The following is a 20079-nucleotide window of genomic DNA, read 5'->3' as shown; positions in this document are numbered from 1 at the left end:
GCGGGCGCATCGAATACGAAATGACACAAGGAGGAAGACGATGATTCAACTGACCCGCCCGTTGCGCACTCTGGCAATCGCAAGCGCGCTGCTCGCTTGCGCCGCACCTGCGTTCGCCCAAGCCGACAACCCCGTCGGCATGTGGCAGACGATCGACGACAACACGCATCAGCCGAAGGCGCTCGTGCAGATCGCCGATGACGGCGAAGGCTCGCTGTCGGGCAAGGTCGTCAAGGGCCTCGGCGCCAACGACACGCCCGATCGCCGCTGCACCGCATGCACGGACGAGCGCAAGGATCAGCTCATCAAGGGCATGACGATCATCAAGGCGATGAAGAAGGACGGCGACCACTGGGACGGCGGCAATATCCTCGACCCGGAAAACGGCAAGGTCTACAAGTGCAAGATGTCGCTGGAAGACGGCGGCCAGAAGCTCGTCGTACGCGGCTACATCGGCGTGTCGCTGCTCGGCCGATCGCAGACCTGGGTTCGCGCGCAATAACGCGAAGCGCGTCGATACGCGCAACGCAATGAAAAATCGGCCTGACGACGACGTCGCAGGCCGATTTTGTTTTGATATGAGCGTGAATGAAATCGATCGACATCACGCTGCATGCTTCAGCGCGTCCGGTGCATAGCTACCGGGGGCACGATACGCAGGCGCCGCAGCACTGCGCACCTCCGCCGCCTTCGACTGCGCGTGCTTGCGCATGCGCGTGGACAGTTCCTTGCACAGATTCACGCCGGCGTCGCCGTACAGCTCGCGCATCACCTGCATCAACGTGCCGGTCTCGTGCCAGACCTTGAAGCGGCGATGGCATGTCTGGTACGAAGGGTAGCGACGCGGCATCGCGGACCAGGTCGCGCCGCTGTAAATCACCCAGAGTACGCCGTTCAGGACGGCGCGCGTGTTGGCCAACGGACGGCCGCGCAACTCGGTGCGCGGCTGCATTTCGGGCAGAAGCGGCACGACGCAGCGCCACTCATGGTCGGTCAGATCGCGATACGGTGTCATGGACATCTCCAGCCTTAGGAACCATGACACACGATATCGACTGCCCTCAACCCTGAACATAAGACAAGTCCGAAAATACCCCGAGATTGCGGGAATTTGACCGGAATTGACGTTTGAACTCCGTCGCTTGTCGAAAACCGCGATCAGGTCAGCGAAGTATCGACGATACGGCGCGGCGTTTCGAGGTACTCCTTCGACTGCATCTCGACGATCCGCGATACCGTGCGCGCGAATTCGTTCGCCATCGGTCCTTCGACGTACAACTGCTCCGCCGGCACCGCGGCGGACATCAGCAGCTTGACCTTGTGGTCGTACAGCACGTCGATGAGCCAGGTGAAGCGCCGCGCCTCGGACGCCATTCGCGGCGACATCTGCGGCACTTCCGACAGCACGATCGCATGGAAGCGGCTGGCAAGCTCGAGATAATCGTTCTGCGAACGCGGGCCGCCGCACAGCGTCGCGAAATCGAACCAGACGACCCCGTCGGCCTTGCGCAGCGCCTTCAGCTCGCGCTTCTCGATATGCAGGATCGGGCTTTCGTCCGGCACCGCGGCGAGCTTCCCGAATGCATGACGCAGTTCGCGATCGGCGTCCGCGCCGAGCGGCGTGTGGTACATCTGCACCTGCGCGAGCGTGCGCTGGCGATAGTCGACGCCCGCATCGACGTTCAGCACGTCGAGCTTTTGCTTGATCAGCGCGATCGCCGGCAGCATGCGGTCGCGATGCAGGCCGTCGGGATACAGATCGTCGGGATCGTAGTTGGACGTCATCACGAACTGCACGCCGTTGTTGAACAGGCGATCGAGCAGCCGGTACAGGATCATCGCGTCCGCGATGTCCGACACATGGAATTCGTCGAAGCAGATCAGTCGGTAGCGCTTGGCGATGCGTCGCGCGAGCTCGTCGAGCGGATCGGCCTGTCCTTTCAGTTCCTCGAGTTCGCGGTGTACCTCACGCATGAATTCGTGGAAGTGCAGGCGCGTCTTGCGCTGCACGGGCACCACCGCGTAGAAGCTGTCCATCAGGAAGCTCTTGCCGCGGCCGACGCCGCCCCACATGTAGACGCCGCGCGGCAGGTCCGGATGAATGATGAGCTTCTTGAACGCGTTCGAGCGGCGCGACTTGTATTCGACCCACTCGTCGAAACAGCGCTGCAGGCGATCGACGGCCGCGCGCTGGGCGGGATCGGACTGATAGCCGCGCGTGGTCAATTCGCGCGTGTAGTATTCGGTGACGTTCATCGGGCAAACCGGAAAGAACGAAGGCGAGCGGGAAACCCCGCCCGCCTTCGTCATGAGACGGCTGCGCCGGCCGGTGGCCGGCAGGCGCTACACCGTGCTCAGCTGTTCAGCGAGCGCTTGTCGACGGCGAGCGCCGCTTCGCGCATCACTTCCGACATCGACGGGTGCGGATGGCAGATGCGGGCGATGTCTTCCGACGCCGCCTTGAACTCCATCGCCACCACGGCTTCCGCGATCAGGTCCGACGCGTTCGCGCCGATCACGTGCACGCCGAGCAGTTCGTCGGTCTTCGCATCCGCGATCATCTTCACGAAACCGTCCGGCGCGTTCATGCCGAGCGCGCGACCGTTGATCGAGAACGGGAACTTGCCCGACTTGATCTCGCGGCCTTCCGCCTTCAGTTGCTGTTCCGTCTTGCCGACCCATGCGATTTCCGGGTACGTGTAGATCACCCACGGAATGCAGTTGTAGTCGATGTGCGGCTTCTGGCCGTCGATCACTTCCGCGACCAGCACGCCTTCGTCTTCCGCCTTGTGTGCGAGCATCGGGCCACGCACCACGTCGCCGATCGCATAGACGTTCGGCACCGCGGTACGGCAGTGGTCGTCCACGTCGATGAAACCGCGCTCGTTCGCCTTCAGGCCGATCGCCTCGAGGCCGAGGTTGTCGGTGTTCGGCACGCGGCCGACCGACACGATCAGGCGGTCGGCGTCGAGCGTCTGCGCGTTGCCGTCCTTGTCGGTGTAGGCGATCGACACGCCGTTCGCCGTCGTCTTCACGTCACCGATCTTCACGCCGAGATGGATGTCGAGGCCTTGCTTCTTGAACAGCTTGGCCGCTTCCTTCGCGAGCGCTTCGTCGGCTGCGCCGAGGAACGCCGGCAGCGCTTCGAGCACCGTCACTTCGGCGCCCAGGCGACGCCACACCGAGCCGAGTTCGAGGCCGATCACACCTGCGCCGATCACGGCGAGCTTCTTCGGCACCGAGTCGAACGTCAGCGCACCTTCGTTGTCCGACACGATCTTGTTGTCGACCGGAATGTTCGGCAGGTGACGCGCCTTCGAGCCCGTCGCGATGATCACGTTCTTCGCGGTGACGACTTCGGCTTCACCCTCGCCGCTCACTTCGATCTGCACGCCGGCGTCGGTCTTGCCGGTGAACTTGCCATGGCCCTTCAGCCAGGTGATCTTGTTCTTCTTGAACAGGAACTCGATCCCGCTCGTCATCTTCTCGACGATCGCATCCTTGCGGCCGAGCATCTTCGCGACGTCGATCTTCACCCCATCGACCGTGATGCCGTGGTCGGCCAGGTGATGCGACGTGTTCTCGAACTCTTCCGACGAAGCGAGCAGCGCCTTCGACGGAATGCAGCCGACGTTCAGGCAGGTGCCGCCGAGCTTCAGCGCGCCGGCCGGGTTCTTCCACTTCTCGATACAGGCAACGGTCTTGCCGAGCTGCGCGGCGCGAATCGCGGCGATGTAGCCGCCGGGGCCGGCGCCGATCACGACGACGTCAAATTCCTTGGACATGACAATCCTTTCTACTTGTACGCCCGCACGGTCGCGCGTGTACGCGAGCGTGCGGAGCGGGTCAATGCAGTGAGACTCGGCTTACAGGTCGAGCAGCAGGCGTGCCGGATCTTCCAGCGCATCCTTCATCGCGACGAGCGACAGGACGGCTTCGCGGCCGTCGATGATGCGGTGGTCGTACGACAGTGCCAGGTAGTTGATCGGACGGATCACGATCTGGCCGTTTTCGACGACCGGGCGCTCCTTCGTCGCGTGCACGCCGAGGATGGCCGACTGCGGCGGGTTGATGATCGGCGTCGACAGCATCGAGCCGAACACGCCGCCGTTCGAGATCGAGAACGTACCGCCCGTCATTTCCTCGATGGACAGCTTGCCGTCCTTCGCCTTCTGGCCGAATTCGGCAATCTTCTTCTCGATGTCCGCGAGGCTCAGTTGATCGGCATTGCGCAGGATCGGCACCACGAGGCCGCGCGGCGAGCCGACGGCGATACCGATATCGAAGTAGCCGTGGTAGACGATATCGTTACCGTCGATCGACGCGTTCACGAGCGGGAACTTCTTCAGCGCATGCACGGCCGCCTTCACGAAGAACGACATGAAGCCGAGCTTCACGCCATGTTCCTTCTCGAACTTGTCCTTGTACTTGTTGCGCAGCTCCATGACCGGAGCCATGTTGACTTCGTTGAACGTCGTCAGGATTGCGTTGGTCTGCTGCGACTCGAGCAGACGCTCGGCGATACGCGCACGCAGGCGCGACATCGGCACGCGCTGTTCCGGACGGTCGTTCAGCCACGTCGCGGCCGACGCCGGCACCTTCACTTCCGGCAGCGACGGCTTTGCTGCGGCGGTCTTCGCCGGTGCGGCGGCCGGAGCAGCCTTCGGTGCGCTGCCTGCGGCCAGCGCGTCGCCCTTCGTGACGCGGCCGTCGCGGCCCGAACCCGCGACGTCGCCCGTCGACAGGCCCTTCTCGGCCAGCAGCTTTGCTGCGGCCGGCGATGCAGCGGCCGAGCTCGATGCAACTGCTGCAGCCGGCTGCGCTGCCGGTGCGGCTGCAGCGGGTGCTGCTGCCGGCTTGACTTCGGCGGCGCCTGCCGCTGCTTCGGCAGCACCTGCCTTCGCTTCGGTGTCGATCGTCGCGATGATCTGGTCGGCGACGACCGTGTCACCGTCGTTCTGCAGCACTTGCGCGAGCACGCCCGCGGCCGGCGCCGGCACTTCAAGCACGACCTTGTCGGTCTCGAGTTCGATCAGGATTTCGTCCTGCGCGACTGCTTCGCCCGGCTTCTTCTTCCACTGCAGCATGGTGGCTTCCGAAACCGACTCCGAAAGCTGGGGGACTTTGACTTCTACGATAGCCATGTGATTTTCCTGGATGCTTAATCTGGGTAATGACGAGGTTCGTGCGATTCCTTCGGCCGGTGCGGCGCGCGACGCGCCCGGCGGGCCAAAAGACACGGGAAAGCGCAGCGCGCCTTCCCGTTTCGCTTGACGTCGGTTATTTCGCGATCGATGCGCTCTTCAGGCGGCCGAACGCACCTTCGATGAGGGCCTTCTGCTGCTCGTAGTGCTTCGCGTAGTAGCCAACCGCCGGCGAGGCCGAAGCCGGACGGCCGCTGTATGCCAGCTTCTGCCCTTCCTTCATGCCTTCCTTCAGGTGGTGCTCGACGTAGAACCAGGGGCCCTGGTTCTGCGGCTCGTCCTGCACCCAGACCACTTCAGTCGCGTTCTCGTACTTCTTCATTTCGGCTTCGAACTGCTTGTGCGCGAACGGATACAGCTGCTCGATACGGATGATCGCGACGTCGTTCGCCTTCGCTTCGCGGCGGTGTGCGACGAGGTCGTAATACACGCGGCCCGAGCATGCCAGCACGCGCTTGACCTTCTTCGCGTCGATGCCGCCGTCGGTTTCGCCGATCACCGGCTGGAACGAACCCTTCGCGAGTTCCGACAGGTCCGACACCGCTTCCTTGTGGCGCAGCAGCGACTTCGGCGTTGCGACGATCAGCGGCTTGCGGAACAGACGGATCATCTGGCGACGCAGCAGGTGGAAAATCTGCGCCGGCGTCGTCGGTTGAACGACCTGCATGTTGTGATCAGCACACAGCTGCAGGAAACGCTCGATACGCGTCGACGAGTGTTCCGGACCCTGGCCTTCGTAGCCGTGCGGCAGCAGCATCGTGAGACCCGACACGCGGCCCCACTTCACTTCGCCCGACGAGATGAACTGGTCGATCACGACCTGCGCGCCGTTGACGAAGTCGCCGAACTGGGCTTCCCACAGCACGAGCGTGTTCGGCTCGGCGGTCGAGTAACCGTATTCGAAGCCCAGCACCGCTTCTTCCGACAGCACCGAGTCGATCACCGTGAACTTCGCCTGGCCTTCAGCGATGTTCTGCAGCGGCACGTACGTGCCGTCGTTCCAGCGCTCGCGGTTCTGGTCGTGCAGCACCGCGTGACGGTGCGTGAACGTGCCGCGGCCCGAGTCCTGGCCCGTCAGGCGCACCGAGTAGCCCGATGCGACGAGCGACGCGAATGCGAGGTGTTCGCCCATGCCCCAGTCGAGCGGCTGGTCGCCGCGCGCCATGTTGCGGCGGTCGTTGATCACGCGCTCGACGAGCGGGTGGACCTTGAAGTTTTCCGGGACCGTCGTGATGCGTTCGCCGAGGCGCTTCAGTTCGGCGAGCGGCACGGCCGTATCGGCTGCATCCGTCCACTTGCGGTTCAGGAACGGAACCCAGTCGACCGCGTACTTGCTCTTGTAGTTCGACAGAACCGGATCGACGGTGTGGTGGCCGTCGTCCATCGCCTTGCGGTACGCCTTCACGTAGTTGTCGGCGTCTTCCGCGGTGATCACGCCCTGCTGCACGAGCTTCTCGGCGTACAGCGCACGGGTGCCCGGGTGCTGCGCGATCTTCTTGTACATCAGCGGCTGCGTGACCGCCGGCGTGTCCTGCTCGTTGTGACCCAGCTTGCGGAAGCAGACGATGTCGATCACGACATCCTTGTGGAACTGCATCCGGTAGTCGATTGCGATCTGGATCGCGAGCACGACGGCTTCCGGATCGTCGCCGTTCACGTGCAGCACCGGCGCTTCGATCATCTTGACCACGTCGGTACAGTACAGCGTCGAGCGCGCGTCGCGCGGGTCGGACGTCGTGAAGCCGATCTGGTTGTTGATGACGATGTGCAGCGTGCCGTGCGTGCCGTAACCGCGCGTCTGCGCGAGGTTCAGCGTTTCCATCACGACGCCCTGGCCAGCGAAGGCCGCGTCACCGTGGATCTGAACCGGCAGCACCTGCAGGCCGTCTTCGTCGCCGCGACGATCCATCCGCGCCTTCGCCGAACCTTCGACCACCGGGTTCACGATTTCGAGGTGCGACGGGTTGAACGCGAGCGACAGGTGGACCGGGCCGCCTTCGGTCGACACGTCCGACGAGAAGCCCTTGTGGTACTTCACGTCACCTGCCGGCAGGTCGTCGACGTGCTTGCCTTCGAATTCGGCGAACAGGTCGGCCGGCATCTTGCCCAGCGTGTTGACCAGCACGTTCAGACGGCCGCGGTGCGCCATGCCGATGATGATTTCCTGCACGCCGGTCTTGCCTGCGTGCTGGACGACTTCGTCCATCGCCGCGATGAAGCTTTCGCCGCCTTCGAGCGAGAAGCGCTTCTGGCCGACGTACTTGGTGTGCAGATAGCGCTCGAGGCCTTCCGCTGCCGTCAGGCGATTCAGGATGTGCTTCTTCTTGTCGATCGAGAAGGACGGCGTCGCGCGGGTCGATTCCAGACGCTCCTGCCACCAGCGCTTCTGCTCCGGATCGCTGATGTACATGTATTCGGCGCCGATCGTGCCGCAGTACGTGTCACGCAGGCCCTTGACGATGTCGCGCAGCGAAGCCTGGTCGAAACCGAAATACAGGTTGCTTGCGCTGTACGTCTGGTCGAGGTCGCCTTCGGAGAAGTCGTAGAACGCGGGTTCGAGTTCGGGGATGGCGGGACGTTCGCGACGCTTCAGCGGATCCAGATTGGCCCATTGCGAGCCGAGGAAGCGATATGCGCTGATGAGGGACTGGACGTGGACCTGCTTGCGTGCGGTCGCCAGATTGCTCGTGCTCTCGCGCGGGATGAAGGCATTGGCCTTCGCACGCTCGGCAAACGATTCGACGATCGGGAAATGAGCAACGTCATTGGCATTCGAGCCGTCGGTTGCAGGCACGTTCTGCAGCGCGTCGAAATACTCTCGCCAATTCTCCGGCACCGATGCCGGATTGTTGAGGTATGCATCGTACAGTTCTTCAACGTACGAAGCATTGCCGCCGAACAGATAGGAGTTCAGCTGAAACTGCTTCATTACATCTGACATTTTACGCTCACCTTTCTTCGAGCTTCTCGAGAAATAGCGGGTTACTCAACCTTCCGCGACACGGCCTGACCGTTTAGCGGATTGCGAATCAAGTCTTGCTTGGAAGGACCTAAAACTTGCGTGCGCGCAGCATATCACAGAACCGATACCGGAGTTCACGACGAAATGTGCCTGAAAGCACCGCGTGGCGGCGTTTCGCCGGATTGCCACGACGCGCGGGAACAGTGTTTTGCAACCCGCCCGATTGCACACTGCGCAGATGCAAAAAAGGCCGCCCAAGGGCAGCCTTTTTCGTCATGCACGGGAACAGCCGATGCTTAGTCGACCGCGCCTTCGCGGCTCGCGCGGCGACGCTCGTGCTCCTTCAGGAAGCGCTTGCGCAGACGGATCGACTGCGGCGTCACTTCCACGAGCTCGTCGTCGTCGATGAATTCGACCGCGTATTCGAGCGACATCTGGACCGGCGGCACGAGACGCACGGCTTCGTCGGTACCCGACGCACGCACGTTGGTCAGCTGCTTGCCCTTGATCGGGTTGACGACGAGGTCGTTGTCGCGGCTGTGGATGCCGATGATCATGCCCTCATACAGCGCGTCGCCCGGCTTCACGAACATGCGGCCGCGATCCTGCAGCTTCCACAGTGCGTACGCCACGGCAGCGCCGTCGTCCTGCGAGATCAGCACGCCATTGCGGCGCTCGAAGACCGAACCGTCCTTGACCGGTGCGTACGAGTCGAAGATGTGACTCATCAGACCCGTGCCGCGCGTAAGCGTCAGGAATTCGCTCTGGAAGCCGATCAGGCCACGCGCCGAGATCTTGTACTCCAGGCGCGTGCGGCCGCGGCCGTCCGATGCCATGTCGAGCATTTCGCCCTTGCGGCGACCCAGCTCTTCCATCACGCCGCCCTGATGCTCGTCCTCGACGTCGACGGTCAGCAGCTCGTACGGCTCGTGCCGCACGCCGTCGATTTCCTGCATCACGACGCGCGGACGCGACACGGCCAGCTCATAGCCTTCACGGCGCATGTTCTCGACGAGAATCGTCAGGTGCAGTTCGCCGCGGCCCGACACTTCGAACACCGTTTCGTCGCCCGTGTCCTTCACGCGCAGCGCGACGTTGTGATTCAGTTCCTTCATCAGACGATCGCGGATCTGGCGGCTCGTCACGAACTTGCCTTCGCGGCCAGCCAGCGGCGACGAGTTGACGAGGAAGTTCATCGTCAGCGTCGGCTCGTCAACGGTGATCATCGGCAGCGCTTCCGGCGTATCGACCGCGCAGATCGTCGCGCCGATGCCGACGTCTTCGATACCGTTGATCAGCACGATGTCGCCAGCTTCCGCCGACTCGACCTGCACGCGCTCGAGGCCCTTGAACGACAGCACCTGGTTGATCTTGCGGTTCAGCACGTCGCCTTCCGGACCGAAGCGCATCACGACCGGTTGACCCGGCTTGATGCGGCCGCGCGTGATGCGGCCGACGCCGATCCGGCCGACGTACGTCGAATAGTCGAGCGACGTGATCTGGAGCTGCAGCGGCGCTTCCGGATCGGCCGGGCGAACCGGCACGTGCGCGAGAATCGCCTCGAACAGCGGGCGCATGTCGCCTTCGCGGGTCGCCGGATCGAGCGACGCGTAGCCGTTGAGGCCCGATGCGTAGACGATCGGGAAGTCGAGCTGCTCTTCGGTCGCGCCGAGCTTGTCGAACAGGTCGAAGGTCTGGTTGATGACCCAGTCGATCCGCGCGCCCGGACGGTCGATCTTGTTGATGACGACGATCGGCTTCAGGCCGAGCGCGAGCGCCTTCTTCGTGACGAAGCGCGTTTGCGGCATCGGGCCCTCGACGGCGTCGACGAGCAGCAGCACCGAGTCGACCATCGACAGCACGCGCTCCACCTCGCCACCGAAGTCCGCGTGCCCCGGCGTATCGACGATGTTGATGTGCGTGCCTTCGTATTCGACCGCGCAGTTCTTCGCGAGAATCGTGATCCCGCGCTCTTTTTCGATGTCGTTCGAGTCCATCACTCGCTCGGCAATCTGCTGGTTCTCGCGGAAGGTGCCGGACTGGCGGAGCAGTTGGTCGACGAGCGTGGTCTTGCCGTGGTCGACGTGAGCGATGATGGCGATGTTGCGAAGGGCGCGGGTCATAGAAACCTGGAAATCGTTGAACGCGCAAACGCGCACGCTCGTCAGTCACCGGGACACGTGCGCGCGCGTTGCAGCTTGGAAACCACAAATTATAGCACGTGAGAGTGACGAGAGCCGCGCTGTTCGTTGCAGCGCAACAAACGACCCCACCCTGCCGCTGCCCCGCTCGCGACCAACGGGCCCGGCGGCACGCCGAAAACCCTGGCGCGGACAAGGGAATTTCGGGCCACGGAGCGCGCCCTCGCCCGTTCGATTAACATTTGCCTCGGCAAGCAATTGTGCCTATACTGCTGCCTAGTCAACTATTGCAGCTTCAGGGTTTTATGTCGGATTCTCCTTCCCAATCGCCTGTTTCGCCGCTGTCTTCGTATCAGATGAACGACAGCGTCGGCTATCTGATGTCGCGCGTGAAATCAGTGATGACCAACCTCGTCACGCAGCGCACGCAGGAAGAGCTCGGCATCACGGGCACGCAGGCGAGCATGCTGTTCATGATCGCGGTCGGCAAATGCTCGACGGCCGCCGAGCTCGCTCGGGAATACGGGATCGACGCGAGCGCGGTCACGCGCCTGCTCGATCGCGTCGAGAAGCGCGGCCTGCTGTCCCGTGTGCGCAGCATCGAGGATCGGCGGGTCGTGCGCCTCGAGCTGACCGACGAAGGCCGCGCGCTGGCCGAGCGGCTGCCGCCGGTGTTTCGCAGCGTGCTCGACGAGCTGCTCGACGGCTTTACGCCGGAAGAAGTCGGTTTCCTGAAAAGCATGCTGCGCCGCATTCTCAGCAACTATTGCGAGACGGCCGGCGGCACCATCACGTAATAGTTGCCATAACAATTATTTTTGACAGATTAATGTAAGGAAATCCTTGCAGTGTCCATCATTCATTCCGAGTCAGAAAACAGCGCGATGAAATCCTCCCCGTTGTCCCTGCGCGCCGGGTCGTGCCGCGCCGCCGTCGCCGCTGCCGTCGCCGCGCTGGCGCTGGCGGGCTGCGCAAACTACATCGGCATCAAGAGCGACAAGCAGATCGCTCCCGCGTCGCAATTCGAAACCGCCCAGAGCCTGCCCGCCCAGGGCGGCCAGTGGCCGGCGCTCGACTGGGCAAACCAGTTCGGCGATCCGCAGCTGCCGAAGCTGATCGACGAGGCGCTTCAGGGCAGCCCGTCGATCGCGCAGGCACAGGCGCGCATCGCGAAGGCGTCGTCGTACATCGAATCGTCGCGCTCGAACCTGATGCCGAAGGCCGAAGCCAGCTACTCGTGGACGCGCGAACTGTATTCGTCGAACGCGCTGTTTCCGCCCCCGTACGGCGGCCAGTGGTACAGCGAGAACAACGCGCTCGCGAGCGCGTCGTGGGATCTCGACCTGTGGGGCAAGAACCGCGAGCGCCTGCATACGGCGGTGTCGCAGGAAAAAGCCGCCGAAGCCGACATGCAGCAGGCGCGCATCACGCTCGCATCGTCGGTCGCCCGCACCTACAACTCGCTTGCGCAACTGTACGCGCTGCGCGACATCGCGCAGCGCGAGATCACCAACCGCCAGACGGTCGGCAAGATCACCGACGGCCGCGTGTCGGCCGGCCTCGACACCAACGTGGAGCGCCAGACCGCGCGCGGCAACATCGCGACGACCCAGGCGTCGCTGTCCGACCTCGACGGCCAGATCACGACCGTGCGCTACCAACTCGCCGCGCTGCTCGGCAAGGGGCCGGACCGCGGGCTGCAGATCGCCGCGCCGGTGATGAACCCGACAGGCGAAATCGCACTGCCCGGCAACCTGCCGGCCGACCTCGTGTCGCGCCGCCCTGACCTCGTCGCCGCGCGCTGGCAGGTCGAGGCGGCGATGCACGACGTGAAGGAGGCAAAGGCCGAGTTCTTCCCGGACGTGAACCTCGCGGCAGGCTTCGGCTTCGATGCGTTCGGCTGGGGCAAATTCCTGAACTTCGCGAGCCGCCAGGCGCAGTTCGGCCCGGCCATCCATCTGCCGATCTTCGATGCCGGCGCATTGCGCGCACAGCTCAAGGGCCGCTATGCGGACTTTGACCTGTCGGTCGCCAACTACAACCAGACGCTGATCAACGCGCTGAACGACGTCGCCACCCAGGTCGCGTCGATCCGCGCGGTCGATCGCCAGATGGACGACGCGCAGCGTGCGCTCGACGCGTCGACGCGCGCGTACGACCTCGCCGTGATCCGCTACAAGGCCGGCCTGTCGCCGCAGTTGCAGGTGCTGACCGCAGACAGCAACCGCCTCGCGTCGGAACAGACCGTGACCAACCTGAAGATGCGCCGGCGCGACATGCAGCTCGCGCTGATCAAGGCGCTCGGCGGCGGGTTCGACGCGACCGGCACGCGGCTAGCCGCGCCCGACGCCGACCAGCACACGAAACAGGCCGCCAACTGATCCGGCGCCACCACTACGCAGACACTCGAAATAACGGACGGAGAAAATCGCCATGAGCGACCCTCAACAAAATGCCGCCAGCGCCCAGCCGCAGAACAACGGGAAGCGCAAGCGGATGATGACGCTGCTGATCGCGGTCATCGTGATCGCGGCCATCGCGTATGGCCTGTACTACTTCCTCGTCGCGCGCTTCCACGAAGAGACCGACGACGCATACGTGAACGGCAACGTCGTGCAGATCACGCCGCAGGTCACCGGCACCGTGATCGCCGTGAAGGCGGACGATACGCAGACGGTCAAGGCCGGCGATCCGCTCGTCGTCCTCGATCCGGCCGATTCGCAGGTCGCGCTGCAGCAGGCCGAGGCGAACCTCGCGCAGACGGTGCGCCAGGTGCGCGGCCTGTTCGTCAACGACGACCAGTACCGCGCGCAAGTCGCGCTGCGCCAGTCCGACCTGTCGAAGGCGCAGGACGACCTGCGCCGCCGGATGGCCGTCGCGCAGACGGGCGCCGTGTCGCAGGAAGAGATCTCCCATGCACGCGACGCGGTGCGCGCCGCGCAGGCGTCGGTCGACGCCGCGCAACAGCAGCTCGCATCGAACCGCGCACTGACCGCGAACACGACGATCGCGTCGCACCCGAACGTGATGGCCGCGGCAGCGAAGGTTCGCGACGCGTACCTCGCGAACGCGCGTAACGTGCTGCCCGCGCCGGTCACCGGCTATGTCGCGAAGCGCTCGGTGCAGGTCGGCCAGCGCGTGTCGCCCGGCAACCCGCTGATGTCGGTCGTGCCGCTGAACGCGGTGTGGGTCGACGCCAACTTCAAGGAAGTCCAGCTCAAGCACATGCGCGTCGGCCAGCCGGTCGAACTGACGGCCGATATCTACGGCTCGTCGGCGGTCTACCACGGCAAGGTCGTCGGCTTCTCGGCCGGCACGGGCTCGGCGTTCTCGCTGCTGCCGGCGCAGAACGCGACGGGCAACTGGATCAAGGTCGTGCAGCGCCTGCCGGTGCGCATCGAAATCGATCCGAAGGACCTCGAGAAGCACCCGCTGCGCATCGGCCTGTCTATGCAGGTCGACGTCGACATCAAGGACGAGCGCGGCGACCAGCTTGCGAACGCGCAGAACACCGTCTACGAGACGAACGTGTTCGCGAAGTATGGCGACGAAGCCGACGCCGAGATCGCGCGCATCATCGCCGAGAACGCCGGCGGCAACGCGCCGGCCCCGGCCGCGGCGAAATCGACCAACGCAGCCAAAATGATGTAACGGTTCCGACTCCGGAAAACTACCGACATGGCACAGGCTCCTGTCTCCCACCCGCCGCTGCAAGGCGGGCAACTCGTGCTCGGGACGATCGCGGTATCGCTCGCGGTGTTCATGAACGTGCTCGACACGTCCATCGCGAACGTCGCGATCCCGACCATCTCGGGCGACCTCGGCGTGTCGTCCGACCAGGGCACGTGGGTCATCACGTCGTTCGCGGTCGCGAACGCGATCTCCGTGCCGCTCACGGGCTGGCTGACCGACCGGTTCGGACAGGTTCGCCTGTTCCTCGCGTCGATCATCCTGTTCGTCATCTCGTCGTGGATGTGCGGCCTCGCACCCAGCCTGCCGTTCCTGCTCGCGTCGCGCGTGCTGCAGGGCGCGGTCGCCGGGCCGATGATTCCGCTGTCGCAATCGCTGCTGCTGTCGAGCTACCCACGCGCGAAAGCGCCAATGGCGCTCGCGTTATGGTCGATGACGACGCTGATCGCGCCGGTCGCCGGGCCGATTCTCGGCGGCTGGATCTCGGACAACTATTCGTGGCCGTGGATCTTCTACGTGAACATCCCGGTCGGCATCGCCGCCGCGCTCGCCACGTGGTCGATCTATCGGACACGCGAATCGACGGTGCGCCGCGCGCCGATCGACGGGGTCGGTCTCGCGCTGCTCGTGCTGTGGGTCGGCTCGCTGCAGATCATGCTCGACAAGGGCAAGGATCTCGACTGGTTCGCGTCGACGACGATCATCGCGCTCGCGCTGATCGCACTCATCTCGTTCGCGTTCTTCGTGATCTGGGAGCTGACTGCCGAACACCCGGTCGTGGACCTGTCGCTGTTCCGGATGCGCAACTTCACGGGCGGCACGATCGCGCTCGCGGTCGGCTACGGCCTCTACTTCGGCAACCTCGTGCTGCTGCCGCTCTGGCTGCAAACCCAGATCGGCTACACGGCAACCGACGCAGGCCTGGTCATGGCGCCGGTCGGACTGTTCGCGATTCTGCTGTCGCCACTGACCGGCAAGTTCCTGCCGCGCACGGACCCACGCTACATCGCGACCGCCGCGTTTCTCACGTTCGCGCTGTGTTTCTGGATGCGCTCGCGTTACACGACCGGCGTCGACGAGTGGTCGCTGACGTTGCCGACGCTCGTGCAAGGCATCGCGATGGCGGGCTTCTTCATTCCGCTCGTGTCGATCACGCTGTCCGGCCTGCCCGGCCACCGCATTCCCGCGGCATCGGGCCTGTCGAACTTCGTGCGGATCATGTGCGGCGGTATCGGCACGTCGATCTTCCAGACCGCGTGGGATCACCGCAACAACTTCCATCACGCGCAACTGGTCGAGCAGACCAACGTGTACAACCCGACGTTCAACCAGGCCGTCACGCAGATGGGCAACCTCGGGCTGACGCCGGACCAGGCGCATGGCCTCATCAACAACATGGCCACGCAGCAGGCCGCGCAGCTCGGCGTGAACGATCTCTTCTACATCTCGGCGGTGATCTTCGTGCTGCTGATCGGACTGATCTGGATCACGAAGCCCGAACGCGCGGGCGGCGGCGATGCGGGTGCGGCCGCGTCGGCTGCACACTGAGTCGGCCCGCGCCCCCATACGCTCACGCAGCAAAAAGCCCGGTCGAGACCGGGCTTTTTTTCGTTTCGATGGGCGCCAGCGCGCCGTGCATCATTGAGCCGTCACGACGAGACGTTCAGGCGCCAGCACGCCGTTGGCCCTGCGGGCGACGCCGAGCAGCCGCACCGCGTCGTACACGCGCACCCGCTCGCCTTCCGCCGCGTCGATCGGATCGAGCGCCGACAGCGGCAGACGCTGGCCATGCAGGAACCGCTTCGCGCAGGCTTCGTCGAGACGCACCAGCGGAAACGTCGACAGCAGCGCGTCGACCGGCTGAAGCCACGCGTCGCGCGCTGCTTCGGTGGCGTCGGACAGCGCGTCCAGCGTCACCGCGTGCTCGAGCGTCAGAGCGCCGACGCCCGTGCGACGCAGCATTGTCAGATGCGCGCCGCAACCGAGCGCCTCGCCGATATCCTCCGCCAGCGTGCGCACATACGTACCCTTGCTGCAAGTCACGCGAAACGTCACGTCCGGCAGTTCGCAGGCCAGCAGGTCGAGCGCATGGATCGTCACGTTGCGGCCTTCCCGTTCGACGGTCTGGCCCGCGCGCGCATATTCGTACAGCGGCTTGCCGTCGCGCTTGAGCGCCGAATACATCGGCGGCACCTGCACGATCTCGCCGGTAAAGCGAGCGAGTGCCGCCTCCACCGCAGTCCGGTCGCATTCGACGGCGCGCGTGTCGAGCACGTCGCCTTCAGCATCGCCGGTGGTCGTGCGCACGCCGAGGCGCATCGTCGCTTCGTAGGTCTTGTCCGCTTCCAGCAAGTCCTGCGAGAACTTCGTCGCCTCGCCGAAGCACAGCGGCAACAGACCCGAGGCCAGCGGATCGAGCGTGCCGGTATGGCCTGCTTTCTTCGCGAGAAGCAGGCGCTTCGCGCGAATCAGGGCGTCGTTACTCGACAGGCCGACCGGCTTGTCGAGCAGAAGGACGCCGTCCAGCGCGCGCCGCGGCACGCGTGGACGCTGAGGAGCTGCAGTCGTCATTGGGGCACGCGCGCTCACTCGCCCTTCGCAGGCGCGTCGGCTTCGTCGTCGTCCTTCGCGCGCGTCGAGTTGGCTTCCTTGATCAGGCGCGACATTTCCACCGCCTTTTCGATCGTCTGGTCGTAATGGAAATGCAGCGTCGGCACCGTATGGATGTGCAGGCGCTTGAACAGCAGGTTGTGCAGGTGACCCGATGCGTGGTTCAGCGCTTCCTGCGTCTTCTCCGGATCACCGGTGAGCGCCGTGAAATAGACCTTCGCGTGCGCGTAGTCCGGCGTGAGCTCCACACTCTGGATGGTCACGATGCCGATGCGCGGGTCCTTGACCTCGCGCATGATGAGTTCGGACAGATCGCGTTGAATCTGGTCTGCAATCTGAACGTTGCGATTGGGGGAAGTACGTTTCCTGGACATGATCGATCCGTGATCCGTTTATCAGGATAAAGCGGCGCGCTGTTGGCACGCCACCATGAAAATGGGCGGGACAGGCTCAAGCCTGCCCCGCCCACGAGCCGATACGCGATGATTACAGCGTACGTGCGACTTCGGTCACTTCGAAGACTTCGAACTGGTCGCCTTCGATGACGTCGTTGAAGTTCTTCACCGACATACCGCACTCGAAGCCTTGCTTGACTTCCTTCACGTCGTCCTTGAAGCGCTTCAGCGATTCGAGTTCGCCCGTGAAGATCACGACGTTGTTGCGCAGCACGCGAACCGACGACGAACGCTTGACGATACCGTCGGTGACCATACAGCCGGCAACCGTACCGACCTTCGGCACCTTGAACACCTGGCGCACCTCGACCATGCCCGTCACGACTTCGCGCTTCTCCGGCGCCAGCATGCCCGACATCGCGGCCTTCACCTCATCCACTGCGTCGTAGATGATGTTGTAGTAGCGAATGTCGATACCGTTCGCTTCGGCCAGCTTGCGCGCCTGTGCATCCGCACGCGTGTTGAAGCCGATGATGACCGCCTTCGATGCCGTCGCGAGGTTGACGTCGTTTTCGCTGATGCCGCCCACCGCGCTGTGCACGATCTGCACGCGCACTTCGTCGGTCGACAGCTTGAGCAGCGACTGCACGAGTGCTTCCTGCGAGCCCTGCACGTCCGCCTTGATGATGAGCGGCAGGTTCTGCACTTCGCCTTCGCCCATCTGCTCGAGCATGCTTTCCAGCTTCGCGGCCTGCTGCTTCGCCAGCTTGACGTCGCGGAACTTGCCCTGGCGGAACAGCGCGATTTCGCGCGCCTTGCGCTCGTCCGGCAGCACGATCACTTCCTCGCCTGCACCCGGCACTTCCGACAGACCCTGGATTTCGACCGGGATCGACGGGCCGGCTTCCTTCGTCGGCTTGCCGTTCTCGTCGAGCATCGCACGCACGCGGCCATAAGCCGTGCCTGCCAGCACGATGTCGCCGCGGTTCAGCGTACCGGACTGCACCAGGATCGTCGCGACCGGGCCCTTGCCCTTATCCAGCTTCGCTTCGATCACGATGCCCTTGGCCGGCGCCTCGATCGGTGCCTTCAGTTCCAGCACTTCGGCCTGCAGCAGCACGTTCTCGAGCAGGTCGTCGATACCGGCACCCGTCTTCGCCGACACCGGCACGAACGGCGAATCGCCACCGTATTCTTCCGGCACGACGCCTTCCGCGACCAGTTCCTGCTTGACGCGGTCCGGGTTCGCTTCCGGCTTGTCGATCTTGTTGATCGCCACGACGATCGGCACGCCACCCGCCTTCGCGTGAGCGATGGCTTCCTTCGTCTGCGGCATCACGCCGTCGTCGGCAGCCACCACCAGCACGACGATGTCGGTCGCCTTCGCGCCGCGTGCACGCATTGCCGTGAACGCCTCGTGACCCGGCGTATCGAGGAACGTGATGACACCGCGCGGCGTTTCGACGTGATATGCGCCGATGTGCTGCGTAATGCCGCCCGCTTCGCCCGCTGCAACCTTCGCGCGGCGGATGTGGTCGAGCAGCGAGGTCTTGCCGTGGTCGACGTGACCCATCACGGTGACGACCGGCGGACGCGGCAGTTGCTCCGCATCGGTACCGGTCTCGCCTTCGACCAGCAGTGCTTCCGGATCGTCCAGCTTCGCGGCGACCGCGCGGTGACCCAGTTCCTCGACGACGATCATCGCCGTTTCCTGGTCCAGCACCTGGTTGATCGTGACCATCTGGCCCATCTTCATCATCACCTTGATGACTTCGGAGGCCTTGATCGACATCTTGTGTGCAAGATCGGCAACCGAGATGGTTTCCGGCACGTGCACTTCACGCACGATCGGCTCGGTCGGTGCCTGGAACGTCGATGCGCTGTCCTGGTGACGGCCGCGACCCTTCGGGCCGCCGCGCCAACCGCGGTCGACGCCACCGCTCGAATCGCCGCGCGTCTTGATGCCGCGGCGCTTGGCCGCGTCGTCCTGCCAGCCGCCCTTGCCGCCGCCCGGCTTCTTGTTGCGGTCGCCCGCGCCTGCCGGTGCCTGCGTCGTCGCCGGCGCTGCGCCGGCCGGCTTCTTCACGGCCGGACGTGCCTGCGCGCCTGCGCCTGCCGGCTTGGCCGGCTTGTGCAGCGTGCCCTTCGCTTCGGCCGGCTTCGGCGGTTCCACCGGCTTCGGCGGCTCGACTGCCTTGACCACGGCCTTGCGCGGCGTGTTCATCATTTCGCGGATCGCGCGCGCTTCGGCCTCGGCCGCCTCGCGACGCTTGCGAATCTCTTCCTGCTCGGCCCGCGCCTTGTCGGCCGCCTCGCGGGCAGCGTCCTCGGCCTTCTTCGCCGCTTCACGCTGGGCCGCACGTTCGGCGGCCGCGCGTGCTTCGTCCTGCGCGGACTGCGCACCGGTTGCTTCCTGCTTGGCTTCAGCGGCCTGCTGGGCCGCAGCCTGCTGTGCCGCTGCGGCTTCGGCCGCGGCGCGCTTCGCCGCTGCTTCTTCCTCGGCACGGCGGCGCTCGGCTTCGGCCGCTTCCTCGCGGGCACGGCGCTCGGCTTCCTCGCGCTCGAGGCGTTCCTGGCGCTCGCGCAGTTCCTGCGCCTGCTTTTCGAGCAGCTCGGCCTCGCGGCGCGCTTCTTCCTCGCGACGCTTCAGATCCGCATCGTCATCCGCTTCGGCGACCTGCGCCTGACCCTGCTCCGCACCCTCGGCCACGTCGTCGCGCTTGACGAACGTACGCTTCTTGCGGACCTCGACCTGAATGGTGCGAGCCTTGCCCGTCGCGTCAGACTGCTTGATCTCCGACGTATGCTTGCGGGTCAGCGTGATCTTGCGCTTGTCGCCGTCGGTTGCGCCGTGCGACTTGCGCAAATGATCGAGCAGACGCGCCTTGTCCGCCTCGGACAGCGCATCGTCTTCACTCGCTTTCTGGACGCCCGCTGCCTGCAGCTGTTCGAGCAGCACACCAGCAGGCATTTTCAGTTCCGCGGCAAATTGGGCTACGTTGTTACTCGCCATTCATTCCTCTTAGTGCAAGGACCGATTCCTTGCGGTTAGCATCGGGTCAGGCCATACGGCCGCC

At 64.5% G+C, this 20079-nt stretch carries 14 protein-coding genes; 5 read left to right on the top strand and 9 right to left on the bottom strand.

What is annotated here, in order from left to right; all coding sequences use genetic code 11:
* The first annotated feature begins 40 nt into the window (after nt 1–40).
* Nucleotides 41–502 carry a DUF2147 domain-containing protein gene (locus DIE08_RS27285; RefSeq protein ID WP_124625684.1) on the top strand — a complete coding sequence of 154 codons (462 nt, stop codon included), beginning with the start codon at nt 41–43 and terminating at the stop codon, nt 500–502.
* Nucleotides 503–604: 102 nt separating this feature from the next.
* On the opposite strand, the gene DIE08_RS27280 is transcribed toward DIE08_RS27285, so the two are convergent.
* The 6 genes from DIE08_RS27280 to typA form a co-directional block, all read right to left on the bottom strand.
* On the bottom strand, nt 605–1015 hold the full coding sequence (locus tag DIE08_RS27280; protein ID WP_059608552.1) for a transposase: 411 nt from the start codon (nt 1013–1015) through the stop codon (nt 605–607).
* A 143-nt stretch (nt 1016–1158) separates the two neighbouring features.
* On the bottom strand, nt 1159–2256 hold the full coding sequence (gene zapE, locus DIE08_RS27275) for a cell division protein ZapE (protein WP_124625682.1): 1098 nt from the start codon (nt 2254–2256) through the stop codon (nt 1159–1161).
* A 98-nt stretch (nt 2257–2354) separates the two neighbouring features.
* Nucleotides 2355–3785, bottom strand: coding sequence for a dihydrolipoyl dehydrogenase (lpdA, locus tag DIE08_RS27270; RefSeq protein ID WP_124904594.1), 1431 nt, complete (start codon nt 3783–3785; stop codon nt 2355–2357).
* An 81-nt stretch (nt 3786–3866) separates the two neighbouring features.
* Nucleotides 3867–5144, bottom strand: coding sequence for a 2-oxoglutarate dehydrogenase complex dihydrolipoyllysine-residue succinyltransferase (gene odhB / locus DIE08_RS27265; RefSeq protein WP_124625680.1), 1278 nt, complete (start codon nt 5142–5144; stop codon nt 3867–3869).
* Nucleotides 5145–5280: 136 nt separating this feature from the next.
* On the bottom strand, nt 5281–8145 hold the full coding sequence (locus DIE08_RS27260; RefSeq protein WP_059608555.1) for a 2-oxoglutarate dehydrogenase E1 component: 2865 nt from the start codon (nt 8143–8145) through the stop codon (nt 5281–5283).
* Between the two features lie 317 nt (nt 8146–8462).
* Nucleotides 8463–10289 (bottom strand): translational GTPase TypA, encoded by a 1827-nt coding sequence (gene typA / locus DIE08_RS27250; RefSeq protein ID WP_059467636.1) that lies wholly within the window; start codon nt 10287–10289, stop codon nt 8463–8465.
* 323 nt (nt 10290–10612) lie between these two features.
* Between typA and DIE08_RS27245 the strand changes: the two genes are divergently transcribed.
* The 4 genes from DIE08_RS27245 (at nt 10613) to DIE08_RS27230 (ending at nt 15545) form a co-directional block, all read left to right on the top strand.
* Entirely contained in the window at nt 10613–11104 is a 492-nt protein-coding gene (locus DIE08_RS27245) for a MarR family winged helix-turn-helix transcriptional regulator (RefSeq protein WP_059608556.1), read from the top strand.
* An 87-nt stretch (nt 11105–11191) separates the two neighbouring features.
* Nucleotides 11192–12688 carry an efflux transporter outer membrane subunit gene (locus tag DIE08_RS27240; RefSeq protein WP_124904592.1) on the top strand — a complete coding sequence of 499 codons (1497 nt, stop codon included), beginning with the start codon at nt 11192–11194 and terminating at the stop codon, nt 12686–12688.
* 52 nt (nt 12689–12740) lie between these two features.
* Nucleotides 12741–13958, top strand: a complete 1218-nt coding sequence (locus DIE08_RS27235; protein WP_124625673.1) for an efflux RND transporter periplasmic adaptor subunit — start codon at nt 12741–12743, stop codon at nt 13956–13958.
* A gap of 27 nt (nt 13959–13985) precedes the next feature.
* Nucleotides 13986–15545: a DHA2 family efflux MFS transporter permease subunit gene (locus DIE08_RS27230; protein WP_124904590.1), complete on the top strand. Its 1560-nt coding sequence runs from the start codon at nt 13986–13988 to the stop codon at nt 15543–15545.
* A gap of 90 nt (nt 15546–15635) precedes the next feature.
* On the opposite strand, the gene truB is transcribed toward DIE08_RS27230, so the two are convergent.
* The 3 genes from truB to infB all read right to left on the bottom strand — a co-directional run bounded on the left by truB (nt 15636) and on the right by infB (nt 20015).
* Nucleotides 15636–16568, bottom strand: a complete 933-nt coding sequence (gene truB / locus DIE08_RS27225) for a tRNA pseudouridine(55) synthase TruB (protein ID WP_124904588.1) — start codon at nt 16566–16568, stop codon at nt 15636–15638.
* Nucleotides 16569–16582: 14 nt separating this feature from the next.
* Entirely contained in the window at nt 16583–16903 is a 321-nt protein-coding gene (rbfA, locus tag DIE08_RS27220; RefSeq protein WP_409360411.1) for a 30S ribosome-binding factor RbfA, read from the bottom strand.
* A gap of 190 nt (nt 16904–17093) precedes the next feature.
* The gene (gene infB / locus DIE08_RS27215; protein ID WP_059608562.1) at nt 17094–20015 is read right to left on the bottom strand and encodes a translation initiation factor IF-2; all 2922 of its coding nucleotides are present in this window, start codon (nt 20013–20015) and stop codon (nt 17094–17096) included.
* Nucleotides 20016–20079: the final 64 nt, after the last annotated feature.

Source organism: Burkholderia sp. Bp9004, from assembly GCF_003858025.1.
Taxonomy (GTDB): Bacteria; Pseudomonadota; Gammaproteobacteria; order Burkholderiales; family Burkholderiaceae; genus Burkholderia; species Burkholderia diffusa.
Note: the sequence above shows the minus strand (reverse complement) of the source record. Positions and strands in the feature narration are given on the sequence as shown.